The sequence below is a fragment of the Streptomyces sp. CA-278952 genome (genome assembly GCF_028747205.1).
Lineage (GTDB): Bacteria > Actinomycetota > Actinomycetes > Streptomycetales > Streptomycetaceae > Streptomyces.
This window is the reverse complement of record NZ_CP112880.1, coordinates 4523070-4546584: the sequence shown is the minus strand read 5'-3', so window position 1 is coordinate 4546584 and position 23515 is coordinate 4523070. Positions and strand designations below refer to the sequence as shown.

The window sequence follows — 23515 nt, the reverse complement described above, 5'->3', positions numbered from 1 at the left end:
CTACCTGGCGCCGTGATTCGTCTGTACCGCACCGGTCCCGCGCTCCCGCGGCCCGGTGCCTCCCGGGAGCGGCAACGCCGCCAGCCGGTCCACCGCCCTGCCCACCGTCTCCGGCGGCAGCAGCCCCGGACCCCGGCTCCGCGCGAACTCCGCGAACGTCTCCGCCGTGGTGAACTTCGGCCGGAAACCGAGGGTCTCGCGCATCTGCACCGTCGAGACCACCCTGCCATGGGTCAGCAGCCGGATCTGTTCCGGCGAGAAGTCGGTCATGCCGATCGTACGGAGCGCCGAGCCGACCCACGTGACGGCGGGCAGCAGCACCGGCACCGTCGGCTTCCCCAGCCGCCGCGAGCACTGCGACAGCAGCAGCACCCCGTCGCCGGCGATGTTGAACGTGCCGCTGTTCAGCGTCCCGCGCCGGGGCTCGCTCGCCGCGATGCCCAGGACGTCGACCACATCGTCCTCGTGCACGAACTGGAGCCGGGGGTCGTAGCCGAAGACGGTCGGCAGAACGGGCAGCGACAGATAGTCCGCGAGCGGCGAGTCCGGCCGGGGCCCCAGGATGTTGGCGAACCGCAGGACGCACACCGCCACGTCCGGCCGCCGGCGGGCGAAGCCCCGTACGTACCCCTCGACCTCCACCGCGTCCTTCGCGAAGCCGCCGCTGGGCAGCGACTTGGGCGGGGTGGTCTCGGTGAACACGGCGGGATCGCGGGGCGCCGACCCGTACACGCTCGTACTGGACTTCACCACGAGCCGCCGCACCGTCGGGGACTTCTGACAGGCGCCGAGCAGCTGCATGGTGCCGATGACGTTGGTCTCCTTGATCGCCGTCCGGCCGCCGGCGCCGAGCGCCTTGCCGGAGACGTCCAGGTGCACGACCGTGTCGACGGCGTGCTCGGCCAGGATCCGCGCCAGGGCGGACTGCCGGATGTCCGCGCGCACGAACTCCGCGGCACCCAGCTCATGGGCGGGCGCGACCGCGTCGACGGCGATCACCCGGTCCACCCCGGGCTCGCACTGGACGCGCCGGACGAAGCGGCCCCCCAGCTGCCGGGCCGCTCCTGTGACGAGCACGACCTTGCCCAAGACCCGGCTCCCCTGCTTCCCGCGGTAACTTCCCTGGCCGTCACCGTAGCGGGTGGACGCCGCCCTGTGACGCCCCCGTGCTCCGAAACGCACCGCAGCCCCTCCACCGGAACGGCGGAGGGGCTGCGGATCTCACGAACTGCGTTCGCTTACTTCTTGTTGCGACGCTGAACGCGCGTGCGCTTGAGCAGCTTGCGGTGCTTCTTCTTGGCCATCCGCTTGCGCCGCTTCTTGATAACAGAGCCCACGACTACCCTCGCTCACTTCATTTTCACTGGTGCGGGGCGTCTGGGCCCACACGACCTACGTCGGCCTAGCCTACCCGCCACCGTCCGAGGGGCGTAATCCGCAGGCAACCTCAGGCTGATTCCACCCCCACGAAGGACTCGCGGAGATACGCGTGAACCGCTTGCTCCGGCACCCGGAAGGACCTGCCCACCCGGATCGCCGGCAGATGACCACTGTGCACCAAGCGGTACACGGTCATCTTCGACACTCGCATGACCGAGGCGACTTCCGCCACGGTCAGAAACTTGACCTCGTTGAGAGGCCTCTCGCTGCCAGCAGCCATGACCCACCTGTACCTTCCGCACCGGACGCGCACCGGCTTCCCCTCCGGTGACTCTTCGTCGCTGTGCGCTCACTCCACAGATTAGGGGCGCGTGGTGCGAGTGGGGAAGAGGAGAGACAGCCGCCGGCCTACAGTGACAGACGGGCCCGATTGAGCACATAGCGCGTCAACGGCCGGTAAAACGGCGCCCGTACGCCGTCGTCGAGCGGAACGACGACGGACACCCGCCCCTCGGCCTCTCCCACGAACAGCGCCGGATCATCCGTGTCCGCCGGCCCGATCGCCTCGATCCCCAGCTGACCTGCACCGCAGACCCAGCCGTGATCCCCGATCACCAACTCCGGCAGCACCCCGAGCCGCTCCGCCGCGTCCTGGAGCGCGAGCCGCACCGGAAGCGGCGAATGCGTGTGCGCGCCGTTCTCACCCCCCGTGGGCCGCCCCCCCGGTTCGCGCACCAGGGCGACACCCCGTACGTAGTCGAGGCTGTACGTGCGTACGCCGAACCGGGTCGTTATGTCGACACATCTCCCCTGCGCGGGAGTGAGGACAGGGCAGCCCGCCGCCGACAGAGCGTCTGCCAGCCCGGCGTAGAAGCCGAGCAGCCGGTGCGGATGACCGGTCCCCAGCAGCACCGGAGCCCGACGCTCCGCCACCAGCGCCAACCGCTCGGCGAACGCGTCCAGCGCGGCCACCGTCCGCTCCGGATCGATCGCGTCGGGCCCGGAGACGTGCAGGGGATCCGCCGAGACCCCGCACCGGTCCGCCATCAGCCGCAACAGCTCGCCCTCGCCCCAGGCCCGCTCGGGCGCGAGCCCCAGCATCACCCGCGGATCCCGCGCGGCGAACAGCCGGTAGCTGCGCAGACTGGTCTCGCGCGGGGTGGCCACGGGCCCGGCCAGCCGGGCCGCCAGCAGATGGGCGCGCAGCGCCCCGGTGCTCAACACCCCTGGGATGCTGCCGTACCGCGCAGCCCGGTGGGCGGGAATCCCGTTACGCCCCACCGTTGGCGTAACGCACGGCACAATGCCCCCGCGCCGCCCGGACCTCAGGTCAGCAGCCCCCGCAGCGGGAACGCCGCCTTCCGGGACGCCAGCACCGCCTGGTCCAGCCGGTCCGCCGGGTCGTACCCGTCCTCCCACGCCTTCCACGACGGCGTACGCCCGTCCGTCATCCGGCCCGGCCCCAACTGCCGCGTACGGGCGTAGACGAGATCCCGCCAGGACGGCGGCACCACCGACTCCGGATCGACAGGGGCGTGCGCCGCGATCCCGACGAGATGCGTCCACGACCGGGGCACCACGTCCACCACCGCGTACCCGCCGCCGCCGAGCGCCACCCAGCGCCCGCCGTCCGCGTACCGGTGGGCCAGCTCGTGGCAGGACTCCATGACCGACCGCTGCGCGTCCAGGGAGACCGCGAGGTGGGCGAGCGGGTCCTCGAAGTGGGTGTCCGCCCCGTGCTGGGTGACGAGCACCTGGGGCCGGAAATCGGCCAGCAGCTCGGGCACCACCGCGTGGAACGCCCGCAGCCACCCCGCGTCCCCGGTCCCGGCCGGCAGCGCCACGTTGACCGCGGAGCCCTCCCCCGCCCCGGACCCGGTCTCCTCCGGCCAGCCGGTCTGCGGAAAGAGGGTCCTCGGGTGCTCGTGCAGCGAGATCGTCAGGACGCGCGGGTCCTCCCAGAACGCTGCCTGCACCCCGTCCCCGTGGTGAACGTCCACATCGACGTACGCGACCCTCTCGGCGCCCAGCTCCAGCAGCCGGGCGATGGCGAGGGCGGGGTCGTTGTAGACGCAGAAGCCGGCGGCCGACCCGGGCATGGCGTGGTGCAGCCCCCCGGTGAAGTTCACCGCGTGCTCACACTCACCCCGCCACACGGCCTCGGCCGCACCCACCGAGAGCCCCGCGATCAGCGCGGACGCCTCGTGCATCCCGGCGAACGCCGGATCATCCACGGTCCCGAGCCCGTAGTCCTGGTCGGCCTCCCGCGGATTCACGGAGGCGGCCCGCACCGCCGCCACGTAGTCCTGCCGGTGCACGAGCCGCAGGGTGGAGTCCCCCACGTGCTTCGCGGACCGCACATCCACCGCCCCGTCGAGCCCGAACGCCCGCACCAGCCCCATCGTCAGGGCCAGCCGGACCGGGTCCATGGGGTGCGTCTCCCCGAAGTCGTATCCCGTAACTGCGTCATCCCACATCAGCTGTGTGCGGCCGCTCATGCCCGCCACCGTATCGGGCGGGCTCCGGCCCGAACGCGCGGGCATACACGAGCGTCGCCAGCACCAGAACCATCGGTACGAGCATGGCGCCGCGATAACTCCACGCATCCCCCAGAGCGCCCACGAGCGGCGAACCGACCAGAAACCCGACATAGTTGAAGATGTTCAACCGGGCCACGGCCGCGTCGCTGTGCCCCGGGAACATCCGCCCGGCCGCCGCGAAGGTCTGCGGCACGATCACACAGAGCCCGAACCCGAGCATCGTGAACCCGAGCATCCCCACCCAGGCCCCGGGCGCCACCGCCACGACCGCGAACCCGCCCGCCGCCAGCAGACTCCCGCCCCGCACCACGGCGACCGCCCCGAACCGCCGCACCCCGAGGTCCCCCACGGCCCGCCCCAGCAGGGTCGTCACCATGTAGACGTTGTACGGGACGGTCGCGAGCTGCTCCGAGCCGCCCAGCACGTCCTGGAGGTACTTGGCACTCCAGTTGGAGACCGTCGAGTCCCCGATGTACGCGAAGCTCATGACGAGGCACAGCGGCAGCAACAGCCGGAACGACACGGCCCCGCCGGCACCGCCGGAGCCAGGCTCCTGCTCCTTGTCCTCCGGCCCCTTCCCCCCTGTGTACCACCGGCTCCCGACCAGCGCGGCGGGCAGCAGCACCACCACGACGGGCAGGTAGGACCCGAGCAACGACAGGTCCCACCGCGCCCCGGCCCACGCCAGGGACGCCCCCGCGATTCCGCCGAGGCTGTAGGCGGCGTGGAAGCCGAGCATGATGCTGCGCCCGTACGCCCGTTGAAGGCTGACGCCCAGCATGTTCATCGAGGCGTCCAACGCCCCGACGGCCAGCCCGAAGAGGCCGAGCGCGACGGCGACGTGCCACACCTCCCGCCCCGCGCCCACCCCGAGCAGGGCGAGCAGGACCAGGGGCTGGGACCACCGCAGGACGACGCCCGGCCGCACCCGCGCGACCACCTTCTCGGTGGCGACGCTGCCGGCCCCCGCCAGGATCGGGACAGCGGCGAGGAAGACGGGCAGCAGCCCGTCGGATATCCCGTACTGGTCCTGAATGGCGGGGATGCGCGTCACCAGAAGAGCGAAGGCCACTCCTTGAACGCCGAAGCTCAACCCCAGGGAGGCCCTGCCGTGCCGCAAGCCCGCTTCCGTCATGGCCGCGAGCGTAGGGCCGGGCTCCAGGCAGGGGTAGAGGGATCAGGCGAGCAGTTCGGGGAGCTGAGCCATGTCGGAGAAGTGCCCGGTCACTCCGGTGAGCCGGTCCGCGGGCATCATCGACGTGAACCCGTACACGTCCATCCCCGCGGCGCGGGCCGCCTCGACCCCGAGCGGGCTGTCCTCGATGACGACGCACCGCTCCGGCGCGACGCCCATCCGCTCGGCGGCGTACAGGAACAGGTCCGGCGCCGGCTTGCCCCGCCCGACATCCTCCGAGCTGAAGATCCACTCCTCCTCGAACCACTGGTCGATCCCCGTCCTGCGGTGCCCGACCCGGATCCGCTCGTGGCTCCCGGAGGAGGCGACGCAGTAGTCCACCCCGTCCGCGACGAGCTTCCCGAGCAGCTCCTCGGCCCCGTCGACCGCGACGAGCTCCCGCTGGAAAGCGGCGAACGTACGGGTGTCGAGCGTGGAGTCGAAGTCGTCGGGCAGCTTCTGCCCGGTCCTCTCCTCGATGAGGTCGTGGACCCGGTGCACGGCGGACCCCATGTAGTCGCGGAGCGATTCGTCGTACGAGGTGACGTGACCGAGTTCGGTCAGGTAGCCGGAGAGGACGGTGTTGGCGAGCGGCTCACTGTCGACGAGCACACCATCGTTGTCGAAGATGACCAGTTCGTAGCGCATGGTTCGACCCTAGACGTTCAGAACGCAGAAAAGCCCCGTGCCACAAGGCACGGGGCTTTCCCGGAAAAATTGTTCGGCGGCGTCCTACTCTCCCACAGGGTCCCCCCTGCAGTACCATCGGCGCTGAAAGGCTTAGCTTCCGGGTTCGGAATGTAACCGGGCGTTTCCCTAACGCAATGACCACCGAAACACTATGAAATTAACCAACACCGGATGAAAACACGGCCGTTCGTTATTTCAGAACTAACACAGTGGACGCGAGCAACTGAGGACAAGCCCTCGGCCTATTAGTACCAGTCAGCTCCACCCGTTGCCGGGCTTCCACATCTGGCCTATCAACCCAGTCGTCTACTGGGAGCCTTAACCCTTCAAGAGGGTGGGAATACTCATCTCGAAGCAGGCTTCCCGCTTAGATGCTTTCAGCGGTTATCCTTTCCGAACGTAGCCAACCAGCCATGCCCTTGGCAGGACAACTGGCACACCAGAGGTTCGTCCGTCCCGGTCCTCTCGTACTAGGGACAGCCCTTCTCAATATTCCTGCGCGCGCAGCGGATAGGGACCGAACTGTCTCACGACGTTCTAAACCCAGCTCGCGTACCGCTTTAATGGGCGAACAGCCCAACCCTTGGGACCGACTCCAGCCCCAGGATGCGACGAGCCGACATCGAGGTGCCAAACCATCCCGTCGATATGGACTCTTGGGGAAGATCAGCCTGTTATCCCCGGGGTACCTTTTATCCGTTGAGCGACAGCGCTTCCACAAGCCACTGCCGGATCACTAGTCCCGACTTTCGTCCCTGCTCGACCCGTCGGTCTCACAGTCAAGCTCCCTTGTGCACTTACACTCAACACCTGATTGCCAACCAGGCTGAGGGAACCTTTGGGCGCCTCCGTTACTCTTTAGGAGGCAACCGCCCCAGTTAAACTACCCATCAGACACTGTCCCTGATCCGGATCACGGACCCAGGTTAGACATCCAGCACGACCAGAGTGGTATTTCAACGACGACTCCACAACCACTGGCGTGGCCGCTTCAAAGTCTCCCACCTATCCTACACAAGCCGAACCGAACACCAATATCAAACTATAGTAAAGGTCCCGGGGTCTTTCCGTCCTGCTGCGCGAAACGAGCATCTTTACTCGTAGTGCAATTTCACCGGGCCTATGGTTGAGACAGTCGAGAAGTCGTTACGCCATTCGTGCAGGTCGGAACTTACCCGACAAGGAATTTCGCTACCTTAGGATGGTTATAGTTACCACCGCCGTTTACTGGCGCTTAAGTTCTCAGCTTCGCCACCCCGAAAGGCAGCTAACCGGTCCCCTTAACGTTCCAGCACCGGGCAGGCGTCAGTCCGTATACATCGCCTTACGGCTTCGCACGGACCTGTGTTTTTAGTAAACAGTCGCTTCTCGCTGGTCTCTGCGGCCACCCCCAGCTCAAGCAGCAAGTGCTATCACCAGTGATGGCCCCCCTTCTCCCGAAGTTACGGGGGCATTTTGCCGAGTTCCTTAACCATAGTTCACCCGAACGCCTCGGTATTCTCTACCTGACCACCTGAGTCGGTTTAGGGTACGGGCCGCCATGAAACTCGCTAGAGGCTTTTCTCGACAGCATAGGATCATCCACTTCACCACAATCGGCTCGGCATCAGGTCTCACCCTTGATGTGTGACGGATTTACCTACCACACGGGCTACACCCTTACCCCGGGACAACCACCGCCCGGGCTGGACTACCTTCCTGCGTCACCCCATCGCTTACCTACTACAAGTCTGGTTCATCGGCTCCACCACTACCCTCAACTCCGAAGAGATCGGGCCGGCTTCACGGACTTAGCATCGCCTGATTCAGTACTGGGCGTTTCAAAGCGGGTACCGGAATATCAACCGGTTGTCCATCGACTACGCCTGTCGGCCTCGCCTTAGGTCCCGACTTACCCTGGGCAGATCAGCTTGACCCAGGAACCCTTAGTCAATCGGCGCACACGTTTCTCACGTGTGTATCGCTACTCATGCCTGCATTCTCACTCGTGAACCGTCCACAACTCGCTTCCGCGGCTGCTTCACCCGGCACACGACGCTCCCCTACCCATCCATACGGGCGTTGGCCCTATGTGTATGAATGACACGACTTCGGCGGTACGCTTGAGCCCCGCTACATTGTCGGCGCGGAATCACTTGACCAGTGAGCTATTACGCACTCTTTCAAGGGTGGCTGCTTCTAAGCCAACCTCCTGGTTGTCTCTGCGACTCCACATCCTTTCCCACTTAGCGTACGCTTAGGGGCCTTAGTCGATGCTCTGGGCTGTTTCCCTCTCGACCATGGAGCTTATCCCCCACAGTCTCACTGCCGTGCTCTCACTTACCGGCATTCGGAGTTTGGCTAAGGTCAGTAACCCGGTAGGGCCCATCGCCTATCCAGTGCTCTACCTCCGGCAAGAAACACACGACGCTGCACCTAAATGCATTTCGGGGAGAACCAGCTATCACGGAGTTTGATTGGCCTTTCACCCCTAACCACAGGTCATCCCCCAGGTTTTCAACCCTGGTGGGTTCGGTCCTCCACGAAGTCTTACCTCCGCTTCAACCTGCCCATGGCTAGATCACTCCGCTTCGGGTCTAGAGCGTGCAACTCAATCGCCCTATTCGGACTCGCTTTCGCTACGGCTTCCCCACACGGGTTAACCTCGCTACACACCGCTAACTCGCAGGCTCATTCTTCAAAAGGCACGCAGTCACGACTGCATGTGCAAGCACATACAGCGACGCTCCCACGGCTTGTAGGCACACGGTTTCAGGTACTATTTCACTCCGCTCCCGCGGTACTTTTCACCATTCCCTCACGGTACTATCCGCTATCGGTCACCAGGGAATATTTAGGCTTAGCGGGTGGTCCCGCCAGATTCACACGGGATTTCTCGGGCCCCGTGCTACTTGGGTGTCTCTTAAACGAGCCGTTGATGTTTCAGCTACGGGGGTCTTACCCTCTACGCCGGACCTTTCGCATGTCCTTCGCCTACATCAACGGTTTCTGACTCGTCTCACAGCCGGCAGACCATGAAAAAGAGATCCCACAACCCCGCATGCGCAACCCCTGCCGGGTATCACACGCATACGGTTTGGCCTCATCCAGTTTCGCTCGCCACTACTCCCGGAATCACGGTTGTTTTCTCTTCCTGAGGGTACTGAGATGTTTCACTTCCCCTCGTTCCCTCCACACTGCCTATGTGTTCAGCAGCGGGTGACAGCCCATGACGACTGCCGGGTTTCCCCATTCGGAAACCCCCGGATCAAAGCTTGGTTGACAGCTCCCCGGGGACTATCGTGGCCTCCCACGTCCTTCATCGGTTCCTGGTGCCAAGGCATCCACCGTGCGCCCTTAAAAACTTGGCCACAGATGCTCGCGTCCACTGTGCAGTTCTCAAACAACGACCAGCCACCCATCACCCCACCCATACAGGCGAGTTCACTGGGGCCGGCAACCGAAGGACAGACTCAAACGAGCCCGTACCCTCAGATACCCAACAACGTGCCCGACACAATCAACCCGTTCCCGTTTTCCACGCCGAAGCAGTACTCACGAAACCGTGCTCATCGTGCCGAATAGTCAACGTTCCACCCATGAGCAACCAGCACCGAACATTCGCCGGTGTACTGGCCTCTGACCAAACCGAAGCCTGGTAAGAAGTGCTCCTTAGAAAGGAGGTGATCCAGCCGCACCTTCCGGTACGGCTACCTTGTTACGACTTCGTCCCAATCGCCAGTCCCACCTTCGACAGCTCCCTCCCACAAGGGGTTGGGCCACCGGCTTCGGGTGTTACCGACTTTCGTGACGTGACGGGCGGTGTGTACAAGGCCCGGGAACGTATTCACCGCAGCAATGCTGATCTGCGATTACTAGCAACTCCGACTTCATGGGGTCGAGTTGCAGACCCCAATCCGAACTGAGACCGGCTTTTTGAGATTCGCTCCGCCTCGCGGCATCGCAGCTCATTGTACCGGCCATTGTAGCACGTGTGCAGCCCAAGACATAAGGGGCATGATGACTTGACGTCGTCCCCACCTTCCTCCGAGTTGACCCCGGCAGTCTCCTGTGAGTCCCCATCACCCCGAAGGGCATGCTGGCAACACAGAACAAGGGTTGCGCTCGTTGCGGGACTTAACCCAACATCTCACGACACGAGCTGACGACAGCCATGCACCACCTGTATACCGACCACAAGGGGGGCACCATCTCTGATGCTTTCCGGTATATGTCAAGCCTTGGTAAGGTTCTTCGCGTTGCGTCGAATTAAGCCACATGCTCCGCTGCTTGTGCGGGCCCCCGTCAATTCCTTTGAGTTTTAGCCTTGCGGCCGTACTCCCCAGGCGGGGAACTTAATGCGTTAGCTGCGGCACCGACGACGTGGAATGTCGCCAACACCTAGTTCCCAACGTTTACGGCGTGGACTACCAGGGTATCTAATCCTGTTCGCTCCCCACGCTTTCGCTCCTCAGCGTCAGTAATGGCCCAGAGATCCGCCTTCGCCACCGGTGTTCCTCCTGATATCTGCGCATTTCACCGCTACACCAGGAATTCCGATCTCCCCTACCACACTCTAGCTAGCCCGTATCGAATGCAGACCCGGGGTTAAGCCCCGGGCTTTCACATCCGACGTGACAAGCCGCCTACGAGCTCTTTACGCCCAATAATTCCGGACAACGCTTGCGCCCTACGTATTACCGCGGCTGCTGGCACGTAGTTAGCCGGCGCTTCTTCTGCAGGTACCGTCACTTTCGCTTCTTCCCTGCTGAAAGAGGTTTACAACCCGAAGGCCGTCATCCCTCACGCGGCGTCGCTGCATCAGGCTTTCGCCCATTGTGCAATATTCCCCACTGCTGCCTCCCGTAGGAGTCTGGGCCGTGTCTCAGTCCCAGTGTGGCCGGTCGCCCTCTCAGGCCGGCTACCCGTCGTCGCCTTGGTAGGCCATTACCCCACCAACAAGCTGATAGGCCGCGGGCTCATCCTTCACCGCCGGAGCTTTTAACCCCGTCCCATGCGGGACAGAGTGTTATCCGGTATTAGACCCCGTTTCCAGGGCTTGTCCCAGAGTGAAGGGCAGATTGCCCACGTGTTACTCACCCGTTCGCCACTAATCCACCCCGAAGGGCTTCATCGTTCGACTTGCATGTGTTAAGCACGCCGCCAGCGTTCGTCCTGAGCCAGGATCAAACTCTCCGTGAATGTTTACCCGTAATCGGGTGCACACATCACGAGAGCGGAACAACCGGTCGGAATAAGACCCGTTGTTCTCAGCGTCCTCGCTGTGTAATTGCCTACCGGTCACCGAAGTGAACCCGTAGGACTTTCAAAGGAACCACCAACCTGCCGAAGCAGGCCGGGGTATCAACATATCTGGCGTTGACTTTTGGCACGCTGTTGAGTTCTCAAGGAACGGACGCTTCCTTCGGTCCCGTTTCACCGGGGCCCTCCGGGCGCTTCCCTTCGTTTACTTCTTTGTCTTGCTGTCTTGCGTTTCCGACTCTATCAGACTCTTTCGTGTCCGATTCCCGGTCGAAGCGGGTCTCGCATCTCGCTTTCCAGGTCCTTCGCTTTCGCGTTCTCCCTTTCCGGCGAGTCCGACTCTATCAGATCCTTTCGGGCCTGATTCCCGGTCAGCGGGGTTTGTCTTCCCGGCCGTTGGGCCGTTCCGACGAGTGAGACTTTAGCGGAATCCTGCGCCCCGACGCTAATCGGGGTGCGTTCCTTCGAACGCGGATTCCTCATTTCGCGCAGCACACGAAAAAGCATGCGACACGAGGTCGCGCGTTCTGTCGTGGTTACTGCGGAATGGCTGTCCGGGGACCGACCGGGGTCGGCGCTCACGTCGGACAACTCGGAGCACACTACGGATGTGTCCGGAGTGTGTCAACCCCCGGCCGGTGGTGCCGGTGGCCGGGGGCGGACGGTAGGGCTGAGCTGGTCGTCAGCCGTTGCCGGAGGCCAGTTCGCGGCTGCGGTCGCGGGCCGCCTCCAGGGCGGCGATGAGGGCCGCGCGCACTCCGTGGTTCTCCAGCTCGCGGATGGCGCTGATCGTCGTGCCGGCCGGGCTGGTGACGGCTTCACGGAGCTTGACCGGGTGTTCGCCGCTGTCCCGGAGCATGACGGCGGCGCCGATCGCGGCCTGGACGATGAGGTCGTGGGCCTGGGCGCGGGGCAGGCCCAGCAGGATGCCCGCGTCGGTCATGGCCTCGACCAGGAAGTAGAAGTAGGCGGGGCCGGAGCCGGAGAGGGCGGTCGCCGCGTCCTGCTGGGACTCCGGGACGCGCAGGGTCTTGCCGACGCCGCCGAAGATCTCCTCGGCGGTGGCGAGGTGCGCGCCGGTGGCGTGGCTGCCGGCCGAGATGACGGACATGCCCTCGTCGACGAGGACCGGGGTGTTGGGCATGACCCGGACGACCGGGGTGTCCGGGGTGAGCCGGTCCTCGATGAAAGCGGTGGTGATGCCGGCCGCGGCGCTGATGACCAGGCGGTCGGCGATGACGTGCGGGGCCAGTTCGTCCAGGAGCTTGCCCATGTCCTGGGGCTTCACGGCGAGGATGAGGATGTCGGCGTTCTTCGCCGCCTCCGCGTTGGTGACGGACTCGACCCCGTACCGCGTGTGGAGTTCCTGGGCCCGGTCGCCGCGGCGGGTGGTCACCAGGAGGTCGGCCGGTCGCCAGCCCGCCCGGATCATCCCGCTGAGCAGGGCCTCGCCGATCTTGCCGGTGCCGAGGACTGCGACTGTCTGGGTCATGCGTTCACCCTCCGGGCGGTGCTGGGCTGTGCTCTGGGCTGTGCTCTGTCGTCTGGTGCGGGCCGTCGTCCCGTCGTCATCCTCGCATCGGCGTTCTCACGGCGTACGGCGGCGGAGGGTGATCGCGCCGAGGCAGAGGACCAGGAGGGCGCTTCCCGCGACCACGGCGATGTCGCGGACGAAGTCGCCGGTGATGTCCGGGTGGTGGAGGACCTGGTTCATGCCGTCGACCGCGTACGACATGGGCAGGACGTTCGAGATCGCCTCCAGGACGGGGTGCATCGCCTCGCGCGGAGTGAACAGGCCGCACAGCAGGAGCTGGGGGAAGATCACCGCCGGCATGAACTGGACCGCCTGGAACTCGGACGCGGCGAACGCGGAGACGAACAGGCCGAGCGCGGTGCCGAGCAGGGCGTCGAGCAGAGCGACCAGGAGCAGCAGCCAGGGCGAGCCGGTGACGTCCAGGCCCAGCAGCCAGATGGAGACGGCCGTCGCGAGCGCCGACTGGAGAACCGCGACCGCGCCGAACGCCAGGGCGTAGCCCGCGATGAGGTCTCCCTTGCCGAGCGGGAGGGCGAGGAGGCGCTCCAGGGTGCCCGAGGTGCGTTCGCGCAGGGTGGCGATCGAGGTCACCAGGAACATCGTGATCAGCGGGAAGATGCCGAGGAGGGAGGCCCCGATCGCGTCGAAGGTTCCGGTCGCGCCGTCGAAGACGTAGCGGAGCAGGGTGATCAGCAGGACCGGGACGATCACGAGGAGCGCGATCGTGCGCGGGTCGTGGGTCAGCTGGCGCAGGACGCGGCCCGCGGTGGCTGCCGTGCGGGACGGGGTGAGCGGACGGGCGGGGGGGGCCTCGGTCGCGGGCGGGGCGGTGGCCGTCATCGGGAGGCCTCCTGGGTGTGGGGCGGGTCGGGTGGCGTGGCCACGTCGGCCGGGTGCTCGGCGACCAGATGGAGGAACGCTTCCTCGACGGTCTGGGTGCCGGTGCGGCGGCGCAGGGCGTCGGGGGTGTCCTCGGCGAGGACCAGGCCGTCCCGCATCAGGAGGAGGCGGTGGCAGCGCTCGGCCTCGTCCATGACGTGGGAGGAGATGAGGAGTGCGGTGGAGCGGTCGGCGGCCAGGCGGTGGAAGAGGTCCCAGAGGTCGCGGCGGAGTACGGGGTCGAGCCCGACGGTCGGTTCGTCCAGGACCAGCAGCTCCGGGGTGCCGAGGAGGGCGACGGCCAGCGAGACGCGGCTGCGCTGGCCGCCGGAGAGCGCCCCGGCGAGGGCGTCGGCGTGGCGGGTGAGGTCGACGTCCTCGATGGTGCGGGTGACGGCGGCACGGCGGGCGTCCCGGTGGGCGCGGCCGGGGTGCAGGACGGCGGCGAAGTAGTCGAGGTTCTGCCGGACGGTGAGGTCGGTGTAGACGGAGGGCGCCTGGGTGACGTATCCGATGCGGCTGCGCAGCGCGGGGTCGCCGGCGGGGCGGCCGAGGACGTCGAGGGTGCCGGTGGCCCTGGCCTGGGTGCCGACCACGGTGCGCATGAGGGTGGTCTTGCCGCAGCCCGAGGGGCCGAGGAGGCCGGTGATGCTGCCGGGGCGGACGGTGAAGTCGAGGGCGCGCAGGACGGTGCGGTCGCCCCGGACGACGGTGAGGCCGCGGGCTTCGATCGCCGGAGGTGGTGGTGGGTGCGACGGGGGGTCGGGCGGCGCCGCCCCGGGTTCATTATTCATCATGTGATGAATTCTTCGCCCGACAGTGCCGCCCGTCAAGGGGTCCCGTCGGGTCCTGTCGGCAGGGGTCCCGTCAGCAGGGGGACGCGGGACGAAACGGCTCAGCCCGCCGACGCGGGGTCGGCGGGCTGCTGAGTCGCTCGGGCGGGCGGGGGCGGCCTCAGCCGCGTTTCGGGCGCTTGCGGCCGGAGGTCCCGCGGGTCGACGGGTTGCCGGTCCGGGTCGAGCGGCGCTTCTCGAACTGGACGCGGGCCTTCTCGTACTCGGTGCGGCGCAGCTTCTCGCCCGGGGCCTCGGTGAGCGAGCGGACGAAGTAGGCGAGGAGCGAGCCGATGAAGCCGATCGACTTCAGGCCGCGCAGGGAGTCCTCGCGGTCCGGGTCCTTCGGGCGGGCGCCGAAGCCCTCCCAGGTCTTGCGGAACGCGATGGCGCTGCAGATGGAGAACATCGCGATCACCAGTATCCCGACCAGGCTCCCGACCTCAGCGATCTCCAGCCCCTGGTAGGCGAAGCGCAGGAGGAAGCAGGCGGCCACGGCGGCGGCCAGCGAGCCGACGGCGACGCCGGCCCGCCGGAGGCCGTAGCCGCCGTCGTGGTCGACCCAGGTCGTGCCGAAGAAACGGATGGGCTCGGGCCGCGGGCCCGGGGCCGTGACGGGCGGGGTGCCGGGGGCTGCGCTGTTCTCGCTCACGAGGTCGATTATCCCCGCAGCCCCCGGGTGCCGGGCGGAGCCGTCAATCGCAGCGCGGTGCGACGTAGCCGTCGCGCCCCGTGTAGACGTAGGCGTCCGCGACGAACTGGCCGTTGGCGATGTTGTCCCAGAGGTTCGACGTGCCGTACGGGCCGGTGACGGTCTCCCCCGGCTTCTGGCAGTAGATCGGGATCTTCTGTCCGTACGGCATGGTCCTGACGATGCGGTAGCTGGTGCCGGGGCCGGTGCGGACGTTGACCCGGTAGCCCGGGGCGACCGGGTAGCGGGTGCCGGACGCGGTGGTCTCCACCCTCAGCTCGGCCTGCGCCACGGCCGTCGCCCCTTCCGCCCCGTCCACCTCGTCGCGCGTGGGCTCTGCGGTGTGCTCTTCAACGCCCATGTGGGCCTCCCCCGTTGAGATGTCGCGTACGCGAGCCGCGTACGACGCGCAGGCTAGCAAGCCCCGTGCCTCTCCCAGGCACCATCGACTAGGCTCCGTGCGTCGCATGCGCACGAACACACGGGGGTGGGCGATGCCGCCGCTGCGAGAGCCCGGAGCGCATCCGGAAGCGGAGTTTCCGAGTTACGCCGGCGCCTACCGTCTTGAGGCCCGTCTCGGCTCGGGCGGCATGGGGGTCGTGCATCTGGCGCGCTCGGCCTCGGGGATGCAGCTCGCGGTGAAGGTGGTGCACGCGCCCTACGCGGCCGATCCCGAGTTCAGGGCACGGTTCCGGCAGGAGGTGGCGGCCGCGCGGCGGGTGAGCGGGGCGTTCACGGCTCCCGTCGTCGACGCCGATCCGGAGGCCGGGCGGCCCTGGATGGCCACCCTGTACGTTCCCGGGCCCACGCTCGCCGAGCAGGTGAAGCGGAGCGGCCCGATGGCCCCCGCCGAGCTGCGCAGGCTGACCGCCGGGCTCGCCGAGGCGCTGCGGGACATCCATCGGGCGGGCGTGATCCACCGCGATCTGAAGCCGAGCAACGTGCTGCTGACCGACGGGGGCCCCAAGGTCATCGACTTCGGGATCTCCCGGCCGTACGACAGTGATCTGCGCACCGAGACGGGCAAGCTGATCGGTTCGCCGCCCTATATGGCTCCCGAGCAGTTCCAGCGGCCGCGCGAGGTCGGGCCGCCGGCCGACGTGTTCGCGCTGGGGGCCGTGATCGTCCACGCGGCGACGGGCCGGGGTCCGTTCGACTCGGACAGCCCGTACATCGTGGCGTACCAGGTGGTGCACGACCAGCCGGACCTCGGCGGAGTGCCGGAGGACCTCGCGCCGCTGGTCGCCCGGTGCCTGGCGAAGGACCCGGCCGACCGGCCCACGCCGGGCGAGGTGATGGAGGCGCTGCTGCCTCCGTCGTACGAGGCCGACGCGTTCCTGCCGTCGCAGCGGCGACGGGCGGTGGTCGCGGCGGCGGTGCCGGCGGCGCGGGAGCGGGACGGTTCGGAGGCGGACACGCATGTGGGCCCCGCGCCCGTGGTGCGGCGCCGTCGGCTGCCGCGCGTCCGGCTGGTCGTGGCGGCGGCGCTGCTCCTGCTGGTGGCGGGGGCGGGCGCCGGGGCGTACGCCGTGTGGGGCGCGGGTACGGACGCGAGCCGCCCGGAGCCGGAACGCGCGGAGGCCGGAGGCGGGCAGGGCGAGGCCGCCGTCACCCCGTGGCGTACCGCGTTGCGGACCTCCGGCACCGCCACGCCCGCCTGTTCCACCGCCGGGGCCGGGGGTGCGCTGTACTGCTCGGCGGCCGGGGGCGGCATCGCCAGGATCGATCCGGCGGACGGGCGCGTGCTGTGGTCGGCCCGGTCCTCCTCCTCGCGGACGGCCGCCCACGCTCCGGTCGTCTCGGGCGGGGTCGTGCTGTCCGCCGGCCCGGACGGGAAGCTGCGCGCGTTCGACCCGGTGAAGGGCACCGCCGTCCGGGACACCGCCCTGTCCGCGAGTCCCGGTGGCGCGTTCCCAGCGGGCGACACGCTGCTGACCGTCGCGGACGACGGCACGGTGACGGCGTTGGACGCGGCGAGCGGGGTGTCCCGCTGGGAGGGGCCGCCGGCGCAGCACACCCGGCCCGACTTCGCCCTGTACGACGGGGCGTCCGGGCTCGCCTACGCCTTCGAGCAGGCGTCCTCGGGCGCGTCGACCCTGGTCACGGCGGTGGACGCCGCGACCGGCCGGGCGTCCTGGCAGCGGCGGCTGGACGGGGCCCTCACCCCGGTCGGGACCGCCGGGGCCGGGGAGCTGGTGCTGACGGCGATGGACGAGAACTCGGACACCACCGAACTGGTCCGGTACGCGCCCGGCACCGGCGGATCGGTCCGGGTCCCGCTGCCCTTCACGTTGGACGGGCCGCAGGTGGTCATGGCCGGGGACGTCGCGTACCTGCTGGCGCGGGGCGGGTCGCTGCTGGCCGTCGACACCGCGGCGGACGGGGCGAAGGCCGAGCTGTGGCGGCTGGAGACGGGGGTCGGGCGGGCTTCCGCTCCGGTGCTCGGGGAGGGCGGCCACCTGTACTTCTCCGCCGCGGACGGGCGGCTGCTGGCCGTCGACACGGACCGGGGTGCGCTGGTGGGTCAGACCCGGGCGCGGCTGAGCGGCGGGAAGCTCGCCTACGCCTCCGACCTGCCCGCACCGGTCACTGCGGGGCGGACGGTCGTGGGGACGGCGCCGGACGGGTCGGTCTTCGCGGTGGACGGGGCGGAGCCGGGCTCCTGGTGAGGGCCCGGCTCCCGGGCGCCTGGTGATGGCCCGGGACCGCCCTCAAGTACCCGGGGCTCTGCCCCGGACCCCGCTCCTCAATCGCCGGAGGGGCTTGAATGGGCGCCCGGAGGAGCTTGAGGAGCGGGGGTCCGGGGGGCTGAGGTCGGGAAGCCGAGACGTCAGCCCAGCTTCGAGACGTCCCTGACCGCACCGCGGTCCGCGCTCGTGGTCATCGCCGCGTAGGCGCGCAGCGCGGCCGAGACCTTGCGGTCGCGGTTCTTCGGCGCGTACACGCCGTTCAGCGCCTCGCGGCGGGTGGCCAGTTCGGCGTCGTCGACGAGCAGTTCGATGGAGCGGTTCGGGATGTCGATCCGGATCCGGTCGCCGTCCTCGACGAGCGCGATCGTGCCGCCGGAGGCCGCCTCGGGCGAGGCGTGGCCGATGGAGAGGCCCGACGTGCCGCCGGAGAAGCGGCCGTCGGTGACCAGCGCGCAGACCTTGCCCAGACCCCGGCCCTTGAGGAAGGAGGTGGGGTAGAGCATCTCCTGCATGCCGGGGCCGCCGCGCGGGCCCTCGTAACGGATGACGACGACGTCGCCCGGCTCGATCTCCTTGCGGAGGATCTTGTCGACGGCCTCGTCCTGCGACTCGCAGACGACGGCCGGGCCCTCGAAGGTCCAGATCGACTCGTCGACGCCGGCCGTCTTCACGACACAGCCGTCCACGGCGAGGTTGCCCTTGAGGACGGCGAGGCCGCCGTCCTTGGAGTAGGCGTGCTCGACGTCGCGGATGCAGCCGCCCGCCGCGTCCAGGTCGAGGGTGTCCCACCGCTCGGACTGCGAGAAGGCGGTGGCGGAGCGGACACAGCCGGGGGCGGCGTGCCACAGCTCGATGGCCTCGGGGGACGGGGAGCCGCCGCGGACGTCCCAGTTCTTCAGCCACTCGGCGAGGGTGTCGGAGTGCACCGCGTGCACGTCCTCGTTGAGCAGGCCGCCGCGGTGGAGCTCGCCGATGAGGGCGGGGATACCGCCGGCCCGGTGGACGTCCTCCATGTAGTACGTGCCGCCGGGGGCGACGTTCGGGGCGACCTTGGAGAGGCAGGGGACCCGGCGCGAGACCTCGTTGATGTCGTCGAGGCCGTACGCCAGCTCCGCTTCCTCGGCGGCGGCCAGCAGGTGCAGGATCGTGTTGGTCGAGCCGCCCATGGCGATGTCCAGCGCCATCGCGTTGTCGAACGCGGCGCGGGTGCCGATCGCGCGCGGCAGGACCGTCTCGTCGTCCTGCTCGTAGTAGCGCTTGGTGATCTCGACGACCGTGCGGCCGGCGTCCTCGTACAGCGCCCGGCGGGCGGTGTGCGTGGCGAGGACGGAGCCGTTGCCGGGGAGGGAGAGGCCGAGGACCTCGGTCAGGCAGTTCATCGAGTTGGCGGTGAACATGCCGGAACAGCTGCCGCAGGTGGGGCAGGCGTTCTCCTCGATGCGGAGCATGTCCTCGTCGGAGACGGACTCGTCGACCGCGTCGCTGATCGCGTTGACCAGGTCGAGCTTGCGGACCGTGCCGTCGACCAGGGTGGCCTTGCCGGCCTCCATCGGGCCGCCGGAGACGAAGACGGTCGGGATGTTGAGGCGCATGGCGGCCATCAGCATGCCCGGGGTGATCTTGTCGCAGTTGGAGATGCAGATCAGCGCGTCCGCGCAGTGCGCCTCGACCATGTACTCCACGGAGTCGGCGATCAGGTCGCGGGAGGGCAGGCTGTAGAGCATGCCGCCGTGGCCCATCGCGATGCCGTCGTCCACGGCGATGGTGTTGAACTCGCGCGGGACCGCGCCCGCCGCCAGGATCGCCTCGGAGACGATCCGGCCGACCGGGGCGAGGTGGGTGTGGCCGGGGACGAACTCGGTGAACGAGTTGGCGACCGCGATGATCGGCTTGCCGATGTCCGCGCTCGCTACGCCCGACGCGCGCATAAGGGCGCGCGCGCCCGCCATGTTGCGTCCGTGGGTGACCGTGCGGGACCTCAGCTGCGGCATCGTCGCTCGCTCCTTCGGCAGGGGGACTGCCTCCGACAGTTAAAGAAAGACTGCCTTCGAGCGTACGCCCCGGATCCAAGATCTGGACAGCCTGTCCGGAATGCGGGACGCGGGGGCCGGTGGGTGGTCAGCCACGGCCGGGGTTCCGGCCGGGATCCCGGCCGGGGTTCAGCGCTCGCCCAAGTATCGCTGGAGCGTGGGGGCGACCATCGCCACGATGTCCTCCGGGTCGGCGGAGGCGAGCGGCTCGGCGCGGATCATGTACCGGAGCATCGCGATGCCGATCAGGTGCGAGGCGGCCAGCTCGGCGCGGAACGTGGCGTCCGGAACGTCCAGCTCCGCCGCGATCCGCTCCAGCAGCCGCCGCAGGACGAATTCGCGCAGCACCTTCGCCGCCGCCTCGTGGGTCAGCGCGGAGCGCAGGATCGCCAGCAGGGGCGAGCGGGTGGCCGGGTCCTCCCAGACGGAGAGGAAGAAGCGCGCCAGCCGCTCCCCCAGGCCCTCCGGCGGGCCGCCGAGAACGGTGTGGACGACCAGGGCCGGTTCGAAGGTGACCTCGACGGCGGCGGCGAAGACCTCGTCCTTCGTGCCGAAGTAGTGGTGGACGAGGGCCGCGTCGACCACGGCGGCCTTGGCGATGCCCCGGATCGACGTTTTGTCGTAGCCGCGCTCGGCGAATTCCGTACGGGCCGCCTCCAGGATGCGCGTACGGGCGTCGGGGCCCTCGGACGCGGCCTTGCGGGAGGGGCGGCCCCGGCGGCGCGGGGCGGGAGTGGCGGGAGCGTCCTCGGTCACGGGCGGTCGGCCGGGCTCCTCGGTCACGGGCGGTGGATTTTCGGGGACGGGTCGCCGGCGGCGGTCGCGGTGGCCAGGTGGAGGCGGGTGAAGGCCAGCGCCTCCGCGAGGTCGGCCTCGCGTTCGGCGGAGGACATCGCGCGGCGGGTGTTGACCTCGATGACGACATGGCCGTCGAAGCCCGTACGGGCGAGGCGCTCCAGCAGTTCCGCGCACGGCTGGTCGCCCCGGCCGGGCACCAGGTGCTCGTCCTTGGCCGAGCCCTTGCCGTCGGCGAGGTGGACATGGGCGAGCCGGTCGCCCATCCGGTCCACCATGGCGAGCGCCTCGGTGCGGGCGGTCGCGGTATGCGAGAGGTCGACCGTGAAGTGCCGGTAGTCGTCGTTGGTGACGTCCCAGTCGGGGGCGTACGCGAGCATCTCGCGGTCCCGGTAGCGCCAGGGGTACATGTTCTCGACGGCGAACCGGACGTCCGTCTCCTCCGCCATCCGCCAGATCCCGGTCACGAAGTCGCGGGCGTAGTTGCGCTGCCACCGGAACGGCGGGTGCACCACGACGGCGGAGGCCCCGAGCTTCTCGGCGGCGGCCCGGGCCCGCTGGAGCTTGACCCAGGGGTCGGTGGACCAGACGCGCTGGGTGATCAGGAGGCAGGGGGCGTGCACCGCGAGGATCGGGACCCGGTGGTAGTCGGAGAGACGGCGCAGGGCCTCGATGTCCTGGCTGACGGGGTCGGTCCAGACCATGACCTCGACGCCGTCGTACCCCAGGCGCGCGGCGATCTCGAAGGCCGTCGCGGTGGACTCGGGGTAGACCGAGGCCGTTGACAGCGCGACCTTCGCATCGGGGATGCGCACCAATGGTTCTGCCACCTGGACAGCGTACGGGCACGGGTGCGCCGCGCCGAGGGCTCCTGGCGGAAAGTGATCAGGGCCATGGGCCCCGTCACCGTACGTCACCCGAGCGGTGCGGCCCGGAGTCCCGCCGCCGAACGTCAGCCCAGCAGTGCGGCGCGTTCCGCGGGGAGGTGGTCCAGGCGGCGCAGGATGACGCCCTCGCGCAGGGCCCAGGGGCAGATTTCCAGCTCCTCGACACCGAACAGGTCCATCGCCCCCTCGGCCACCAGGGCCCCGGCGAGCAGCTGGGCGGCCCGGCCCTCGGAGACTCCGGGGAGCCGGCCGCGCTCCTCGACCGTCATCGCCGCCAGCTTGGGCACCCAGTCCTCCAGCGCCTTGCGGCTCAGCGAGCGCTGGACGTACAGGCCCTCGGTGGAGCGGGCGGCGCCGGCTATCCGGGCGAGCTGCTTGAAGGTCTTGGAGGTGGCGACGACGTGGTCGGGGCGGCCGGCCCGGCTGAACTCGCCCACCGTCCGCGCGATGCTGGCCCGGACGTGTCGGCGCAACGCCCTGACCTGATCGGGGTCGGCAGGGTCGTCCGGCAGCCAGGCGCCGGTGAGGCGGCCCGCGCCGAGCGGCAGGGAGACGGCGGTGTCCGGCTCCTCGTCGATGCCGAAGGCGATCTCCAGGGAGCCGCCGCCGATGTCGAGGACGAGGAGCTTCCCCGCCGACCAGCCGAACCAGCGGCGGGCGGCCAGGAAGGTCAGCCGGGCCTCCTCCTCGCCGCTGAGGACCGCGAGGTCGACGCCGGTCTCGACCCGTACGCGCTCCAGGACCAAGTCCGCGTTGGTCGCCTCGCGCACGGCGGAGGTGGCGAAGGCGAGCACGTCCTCGCACCCCTTGTCCTCGGCGGCCTGGACCGCGCCGGCGATCGTCGCCACGAGCCGGTCCACGCCGAGGGGGCCGATCGCGCCGGCCTCGTCGAGGAGTTCGGCGAGGCGGAGCTCCGCCTTGTGCGAGTGCGCGGGCAGCGGGCGGGCTCCGGGGTGGGCGTCGACCACCAGCAGATGAACCGTGTTCGATCCCACGTCGAGGACTCCGAGTCTCATACGGGAACGCTACTGCGCCATCGGACGAGTCCGACCGGCGCATGGGGGGTGGGAGAAGAAGCGGGGCTGGGTGCGTGCAGCTGCAAGGCGGAGGATTGAGGCAGATGGGGTCTCCCCTGGTCGAGCGGAGCCGAGAGCTTGGGGAAGGAGCCATGGTGATTGACGACAACGCCGCAGATGCGCGTGCCCCAGCCCCGTGACGCCGCCCCCCATGCGCCGGTCGGACTTACGCTGTGCGCGTGCCAAAGACGAAAAAGGCTAAGCAGGACAAAGCCACGAAGAAGCAGAAGTCGAACAAGCAGGCAGCACAGCCGGGGGCGAGCGGACCGGTCCCGTCCGCGGTCCCGTCCGATGAGAAGGGCATCGACTTCGCGCGGGCCTGGGTGGAGTTCCCCGACCCGGCCGACGACGAGCAGGTCTTCCGCTGCGATCTGACCTGGCTGACCTCCCGGTGGAGCTGCATCTTCGGCAGCGGCTGCCAGGGCATCCAGGCGGGTCGGGCGGACGACGGCTGCTGCACGCTGGGCGCGCACTTCTCCGACGAGGACGACGAGAAGCGGGTCGCGGGGCACGTGGCCCGGCTCACTCCCGAGCTGTGGCAGTTCCACGACGTCGGTGCGGAGTCGGGGTGGGTCGGCGTCGACGAGGACGGGGAGCGCCAGACGCGCCGCTGGGAGGGCTCCTGCATCTTCCAGAACCGGCCGGGCTTTCCCGCCGGGGCGGGCTGCTCGCTGCACATCCTGGCGCTGCGGGAGGGCAAGGAGCCGCTGGAGACCAAGCCGGACGTGTGCTGGCAGCTGCCGGTGCGACGGACGTACGACTGGATCGACCGGCCCGACGACACGCGGGTGCTCCAGGTGACGATCGGTGAGTACGACCGCCGGGGCTGGGGCCCGGGCGGTCACGACCTGCACTGGTGGTGCACCTCGGCCACCTCGGCGCACGGGGCCGGTGACCCGGTGTACGTGTCCTACCGCCCGGAGCTGATCGAGCTGATGGGCAAGGAGGGGTACGACCGGCTGGTCGAACTCTGCGAGGAGCGGCTGTCGTCGCTGCTGCCGATGGCCCCGCACCCGGCGGACCCGCTCCCGGCGCCGAAGAAGCGCTGAGGCCGGACCTGGCGGGCCCTCGGCCC

General features: G+C 68.7%; 18 protein-coding genes and 3 rRNA genes. 2 read left to right on the top strand and 19 right to left on the bottom strand.

Annotated elements, in window-relative coordinates; genetic code table 11:
• The 15 genes from N7925_RS20405 to N7925_RS20335 form a co-directional block, all read right to left on the bottom strand.
• Window positions 1–1089, bottom strand: coding sequence for an NAD-dependent epimerase/dehydratase family protein (locus N7925_RS20405; protein ID WP_274344712.1), 1089 nt, complete (start codon window positions 1087–1089; stop codon window positions 1–3).
• Between the two features lie 149 nt (window positions 1090–1238).
• Window positions 1239–1337: a 30S ribosomal protein bS22 gene (locus N7925_RS20400; RefSeq protein WP_003948845.1), complete on the bottom strand. Its 99-nt coding sequence runs from the start codon at window positions 1335–1337 to the stop codon at window positions 1239–1241.
• A gap of 110 nt (window positions 1338–1447) precedes the next feature.
• Entirely contained in the window at window positions 1448–1660 is a 213-nt protein-coding gene (locus N7925_RS20395) for a helix-turn-helix domain-containing protein (RefSeq protein ID WP_003968329.1), read from the bottom strand.
• Between the two features lie 128 nt (window positions 1661–1788).
• The gene (locus N7925_RS20390) at window positions 1789–2604 is read right to left on the bottom strand and encodes a phosphatase (RefSeq protein ID WP_274344710.1); all 816 of its coding nucleotides are present in this window, start codon (window positions 2602–2604) and stop codon (window positions 1789–1791) included.
• Between the two features lie 101 nt (window positions 2605–2705).
• A complete protein-coding gene (locus N7925_RS20385; protein WP_274344709.1) occupies window positions 2706–3878 on the bottom strand; it encodes an acetoin utilization protein AcuC in 1173 nt (390 codons plus the stop codon).
• Entirely contained in the window at window positions 3847–5055 is a 1209-nt protein-coding gene (locus tag N7925_RS20380; RefSeq protein WP_274344708.1) for an MFS transporter, read from the bottom strand. The genes N7925_RS20385 and N7925_RS20380 overlap by 32 nt, the downstream gene beginning before the upstream one ends.
• A gap of 42 nt (window positions 5056–5097) precedes the next feature.
• Window positions 5098–5742: an HAD family hydrolase gene (locus N7925_RS20375; protein WP_265600956.1), complete on the bottom strand. Its 645-nt coding sequence runs from the start codon at window positions 5740–5742 to the stop codon at window positions 5098–5100.
• A gap of 71 nt (window positions 5743–5813) precedes the next feature.
• Window positions 5814–5930: ribosomal RNA gene (gene rrf, locus N7925_RS20370) — 5S ribosomal RNA — on the bottom strand.
• A 79-nt stretch (window positions 5931–6009) separates the two neighbouring features.
• Window positions 6010–9134 (bottom strand): 23S ribosomal RNA (locus tag N7925_RS20365).
• 305 nt (window positions 9135–9439) lie between these two features.
• Window positions 9440–10965, bottom strand: a 16S ribosomal RNA gene (locus N7925_RS20360).
• Together the 16S, 23S and 5S rRNA genes form the textbook arrangement of a ribosomal RNA operon.
• Window positions 10966–11707: 742 nt before the next feature.
• A complete protein-coding gene (gene proC, locus N7925_RS20355) occupies window positions 11708–12517 on the bottom strand; it encodes a pyrroline-5-carboxylate reductase (protein WP_265600955.1) in 810 nt (269 codons plus the stop codon).
• 96 nt (window positions 12518–12613) lie between these two features.
• Window positions 12614–13399 carry an ABC transporter permease gene (locus tag N7925_RS20350; protein ID WP_274344707.1) on the bottom strand — a complete coding sequence of 262 codons (786 nt, stop codon included), beginning with the start codon at window positions 13397–13399 and terminating at the stop codon, window positions 12614–12616.
• Window positions 13396–14235, bottom strand: a complete 840-nt coding sequence (locus N7925_RS20345; RefSeq protein WP_274344706.1) for an ABC transporter ATP-binding protein — start codon at window positions 14233–14235, stop codon at window positions 13396–13398. Before N7925_RS20345 ends, N7925_RS20350 begins: the two co-directional genes overlap by 4 nt.
• 157 nt (window positions 14236–14392) lie before the next feature.
• The gene (locus tag N7925_RS20340; RefSeq protein WP_274344705.1) at window positions 14393–14923 is read right to left on the bottom strand and encodes a hypothetical protein; all 531 of its coding nucleotides are present in this window, start codon (window positions 14921–14923) and stop codon (window positions 14393–14395) included.
• Between the two features lie 43 nt (window positions 14924–14966).
• Window positions 14967–15323, bottom strand: coding sequence for an SH3 domain-containing protein (locus N7925_RS20335; protein ID WP_265600951.1), 357 nt, complete (start codon window positions 15321–15323; stop codon window positions 14967–14969).
• A gap of 133 nt (window positions 15324–15456) precedes the next feature.
• Between N7925_RS20335 and N7925_RS20330 the strand changes: the two genes are divergently transcribed.
• Window positions 15457–17631: a protein kinase domain-containing protein gene (locus N7925_RS20330; RefSeq protein WP_274346508.1), complete on the top strand. Its 2175-nt coding sequence runs from the start codon at window positions 15457–15459 to the stop codon at window positions 17629–17631.
• Window positions 17632–17792: 161 nt separating this feature from the next.
• On the opposite strand, the gene ilvD is transcribed toward N7925_RS20330, so the two are convergent.
• The 4 genes from ilvD to N7925_RS20310 form a co-directional block, all read right to left on the bottom strand.
• The gene (ilvD, locus tag N7925_RS20325) at window positions 17793–19643 is read right to left on the bottom strand and encodes a dihydroxy-acid dehydratase (RefSeq protein ID WP_265600950.1); all 1851 of its coding nucleotides are present in this window, start codon (window positions 19641–19643) and stop codon (window positions 17793–17795) included.
• A 168-nt stretch (window positions 19644–19811) separates the two neighbouring features.
• Entirely contained in the window at window positions 19812–20438 is a 627-nt protein-coding gene (locus N7925_RS20320; protein ID WP_274346507.1) for a TetR/AcrR family transcriptional regulator, read from the bottom strand.
• 23 nt (window positions 20439–20461) lie between these two features.
• Entirely contained in the window at window positions 20462–21295 is an 834-nt protein-coding gene (locus N7925_RS20315; protein ID WP_265603942.1) for a sugar phosphate isomerase/epimerase family protein, read from the bottom strand.
• A 134-nt stretch (window positions 21296–21429) separates the two neighbouring features.
• Entirely contained in the window at window positions 21430–22380 is a 951-nt protein-coding gene (locus N7925_RS20310) for a Ppx/GppA phosphatase family protein (RefSeq protein ID WP_265600949.1), read from the bottom strand.
• A gap of 239 nt (window positions 22381–22619) precedes the next feature.
• Between N7925_RS20310 and N7925_RS20305 the strand changes: the two genes are divergently transcribed.
• Window positions 22620–23489 (top strand): hypothetical protein, encoded by an 870-nt coding sequence (locus N7925_RS20305; protein WP_274344704.1) that lies wholly within the window; start codon window positions 22620–22622, stop codon window positions 23487–23489.
• Window positions 23490–23515 lie beyond the last annotated feature (26 nt).

Bases quoted from the DNA above. Each gene is read 5' to 3' on its own strand.
- N7925_RS20395 (WP_003968329.1), bottom strand. From the start codon at position 1,660: ATGGCTGCTGGCAGCGAGAGGCCTCTCAACGAGGTCAAGTTTCTGACC.
- N7925_RS20385 (WP_274344709.1), bottom strand. From the start codon at position 3,878: ATGAGCGGCCGCACACAGCTGATGTGGGATGACGCAGTTACGGGATAC.
- N7925_RS20380 (WP_274344708.1), bottom strand. From the start codon at position 5,055: ATGACGGAAGCGGGCTTGCGGCACGGCAGGGCCTCCCTGGGGTTGAGC.
- N7925_RS20375 (WP_265600956.1), bottom strand. From the start codon at position 5,742: ATGCGCTACGAACTGGTCATCTTCGACAACGATGGTGTGCTCGTCGAC.
- proC (WP_265600955.1), bottom strand. From the start codon at position 12,517: ATGACCCAGACAGTCGCAGTCCTCGGCACCGGCAAGATCGGCGAGGCC.
- N7925_RS20350 (WP_274344707.1), bottom strand. From the start codon at position 13,399: ATGACGGCCACCGCCCCGCCCGCGACCGAGGCCCCCCCCGCCCGTCCG.
- N7925_RS20345 (WP_274344706.1), bottom strand. From the start codon at position 14,235: ATGATGAATAATGAACCCGGGGCGGCGCCGCCCGACCCCCCGTCGCAC.
- N7925_RS20335 (WP_265600951.1), bottom strand. From the start codon at position 15,323: ATGGGCGTTGAAGAGCACACCGCAGAGCCCACGCGCGACGAGGTGGAC.
- N7925_RS20330 (WP_274346508.1), top strand. From the start codon at position 15,457: ATGCCGCCGCTGCGAGAGCCCGGAGCGCATCCGGAAGCGGAGTTTCCG.
- ilvD (WP_265600950.1), bottom strand. From the start codon at position 19,643: ATGCCGCAGCTGAGGTCCCGCACGGTCACCCACGGACGCAACATGGCG.
- N7925_RS20310 (WP_265600949.1), bottom strand. From the start codon at position 22,380: ATGAGACTCGGAGTCCTCGACGTGGGATCGAACACGGTTCATCTGCTG.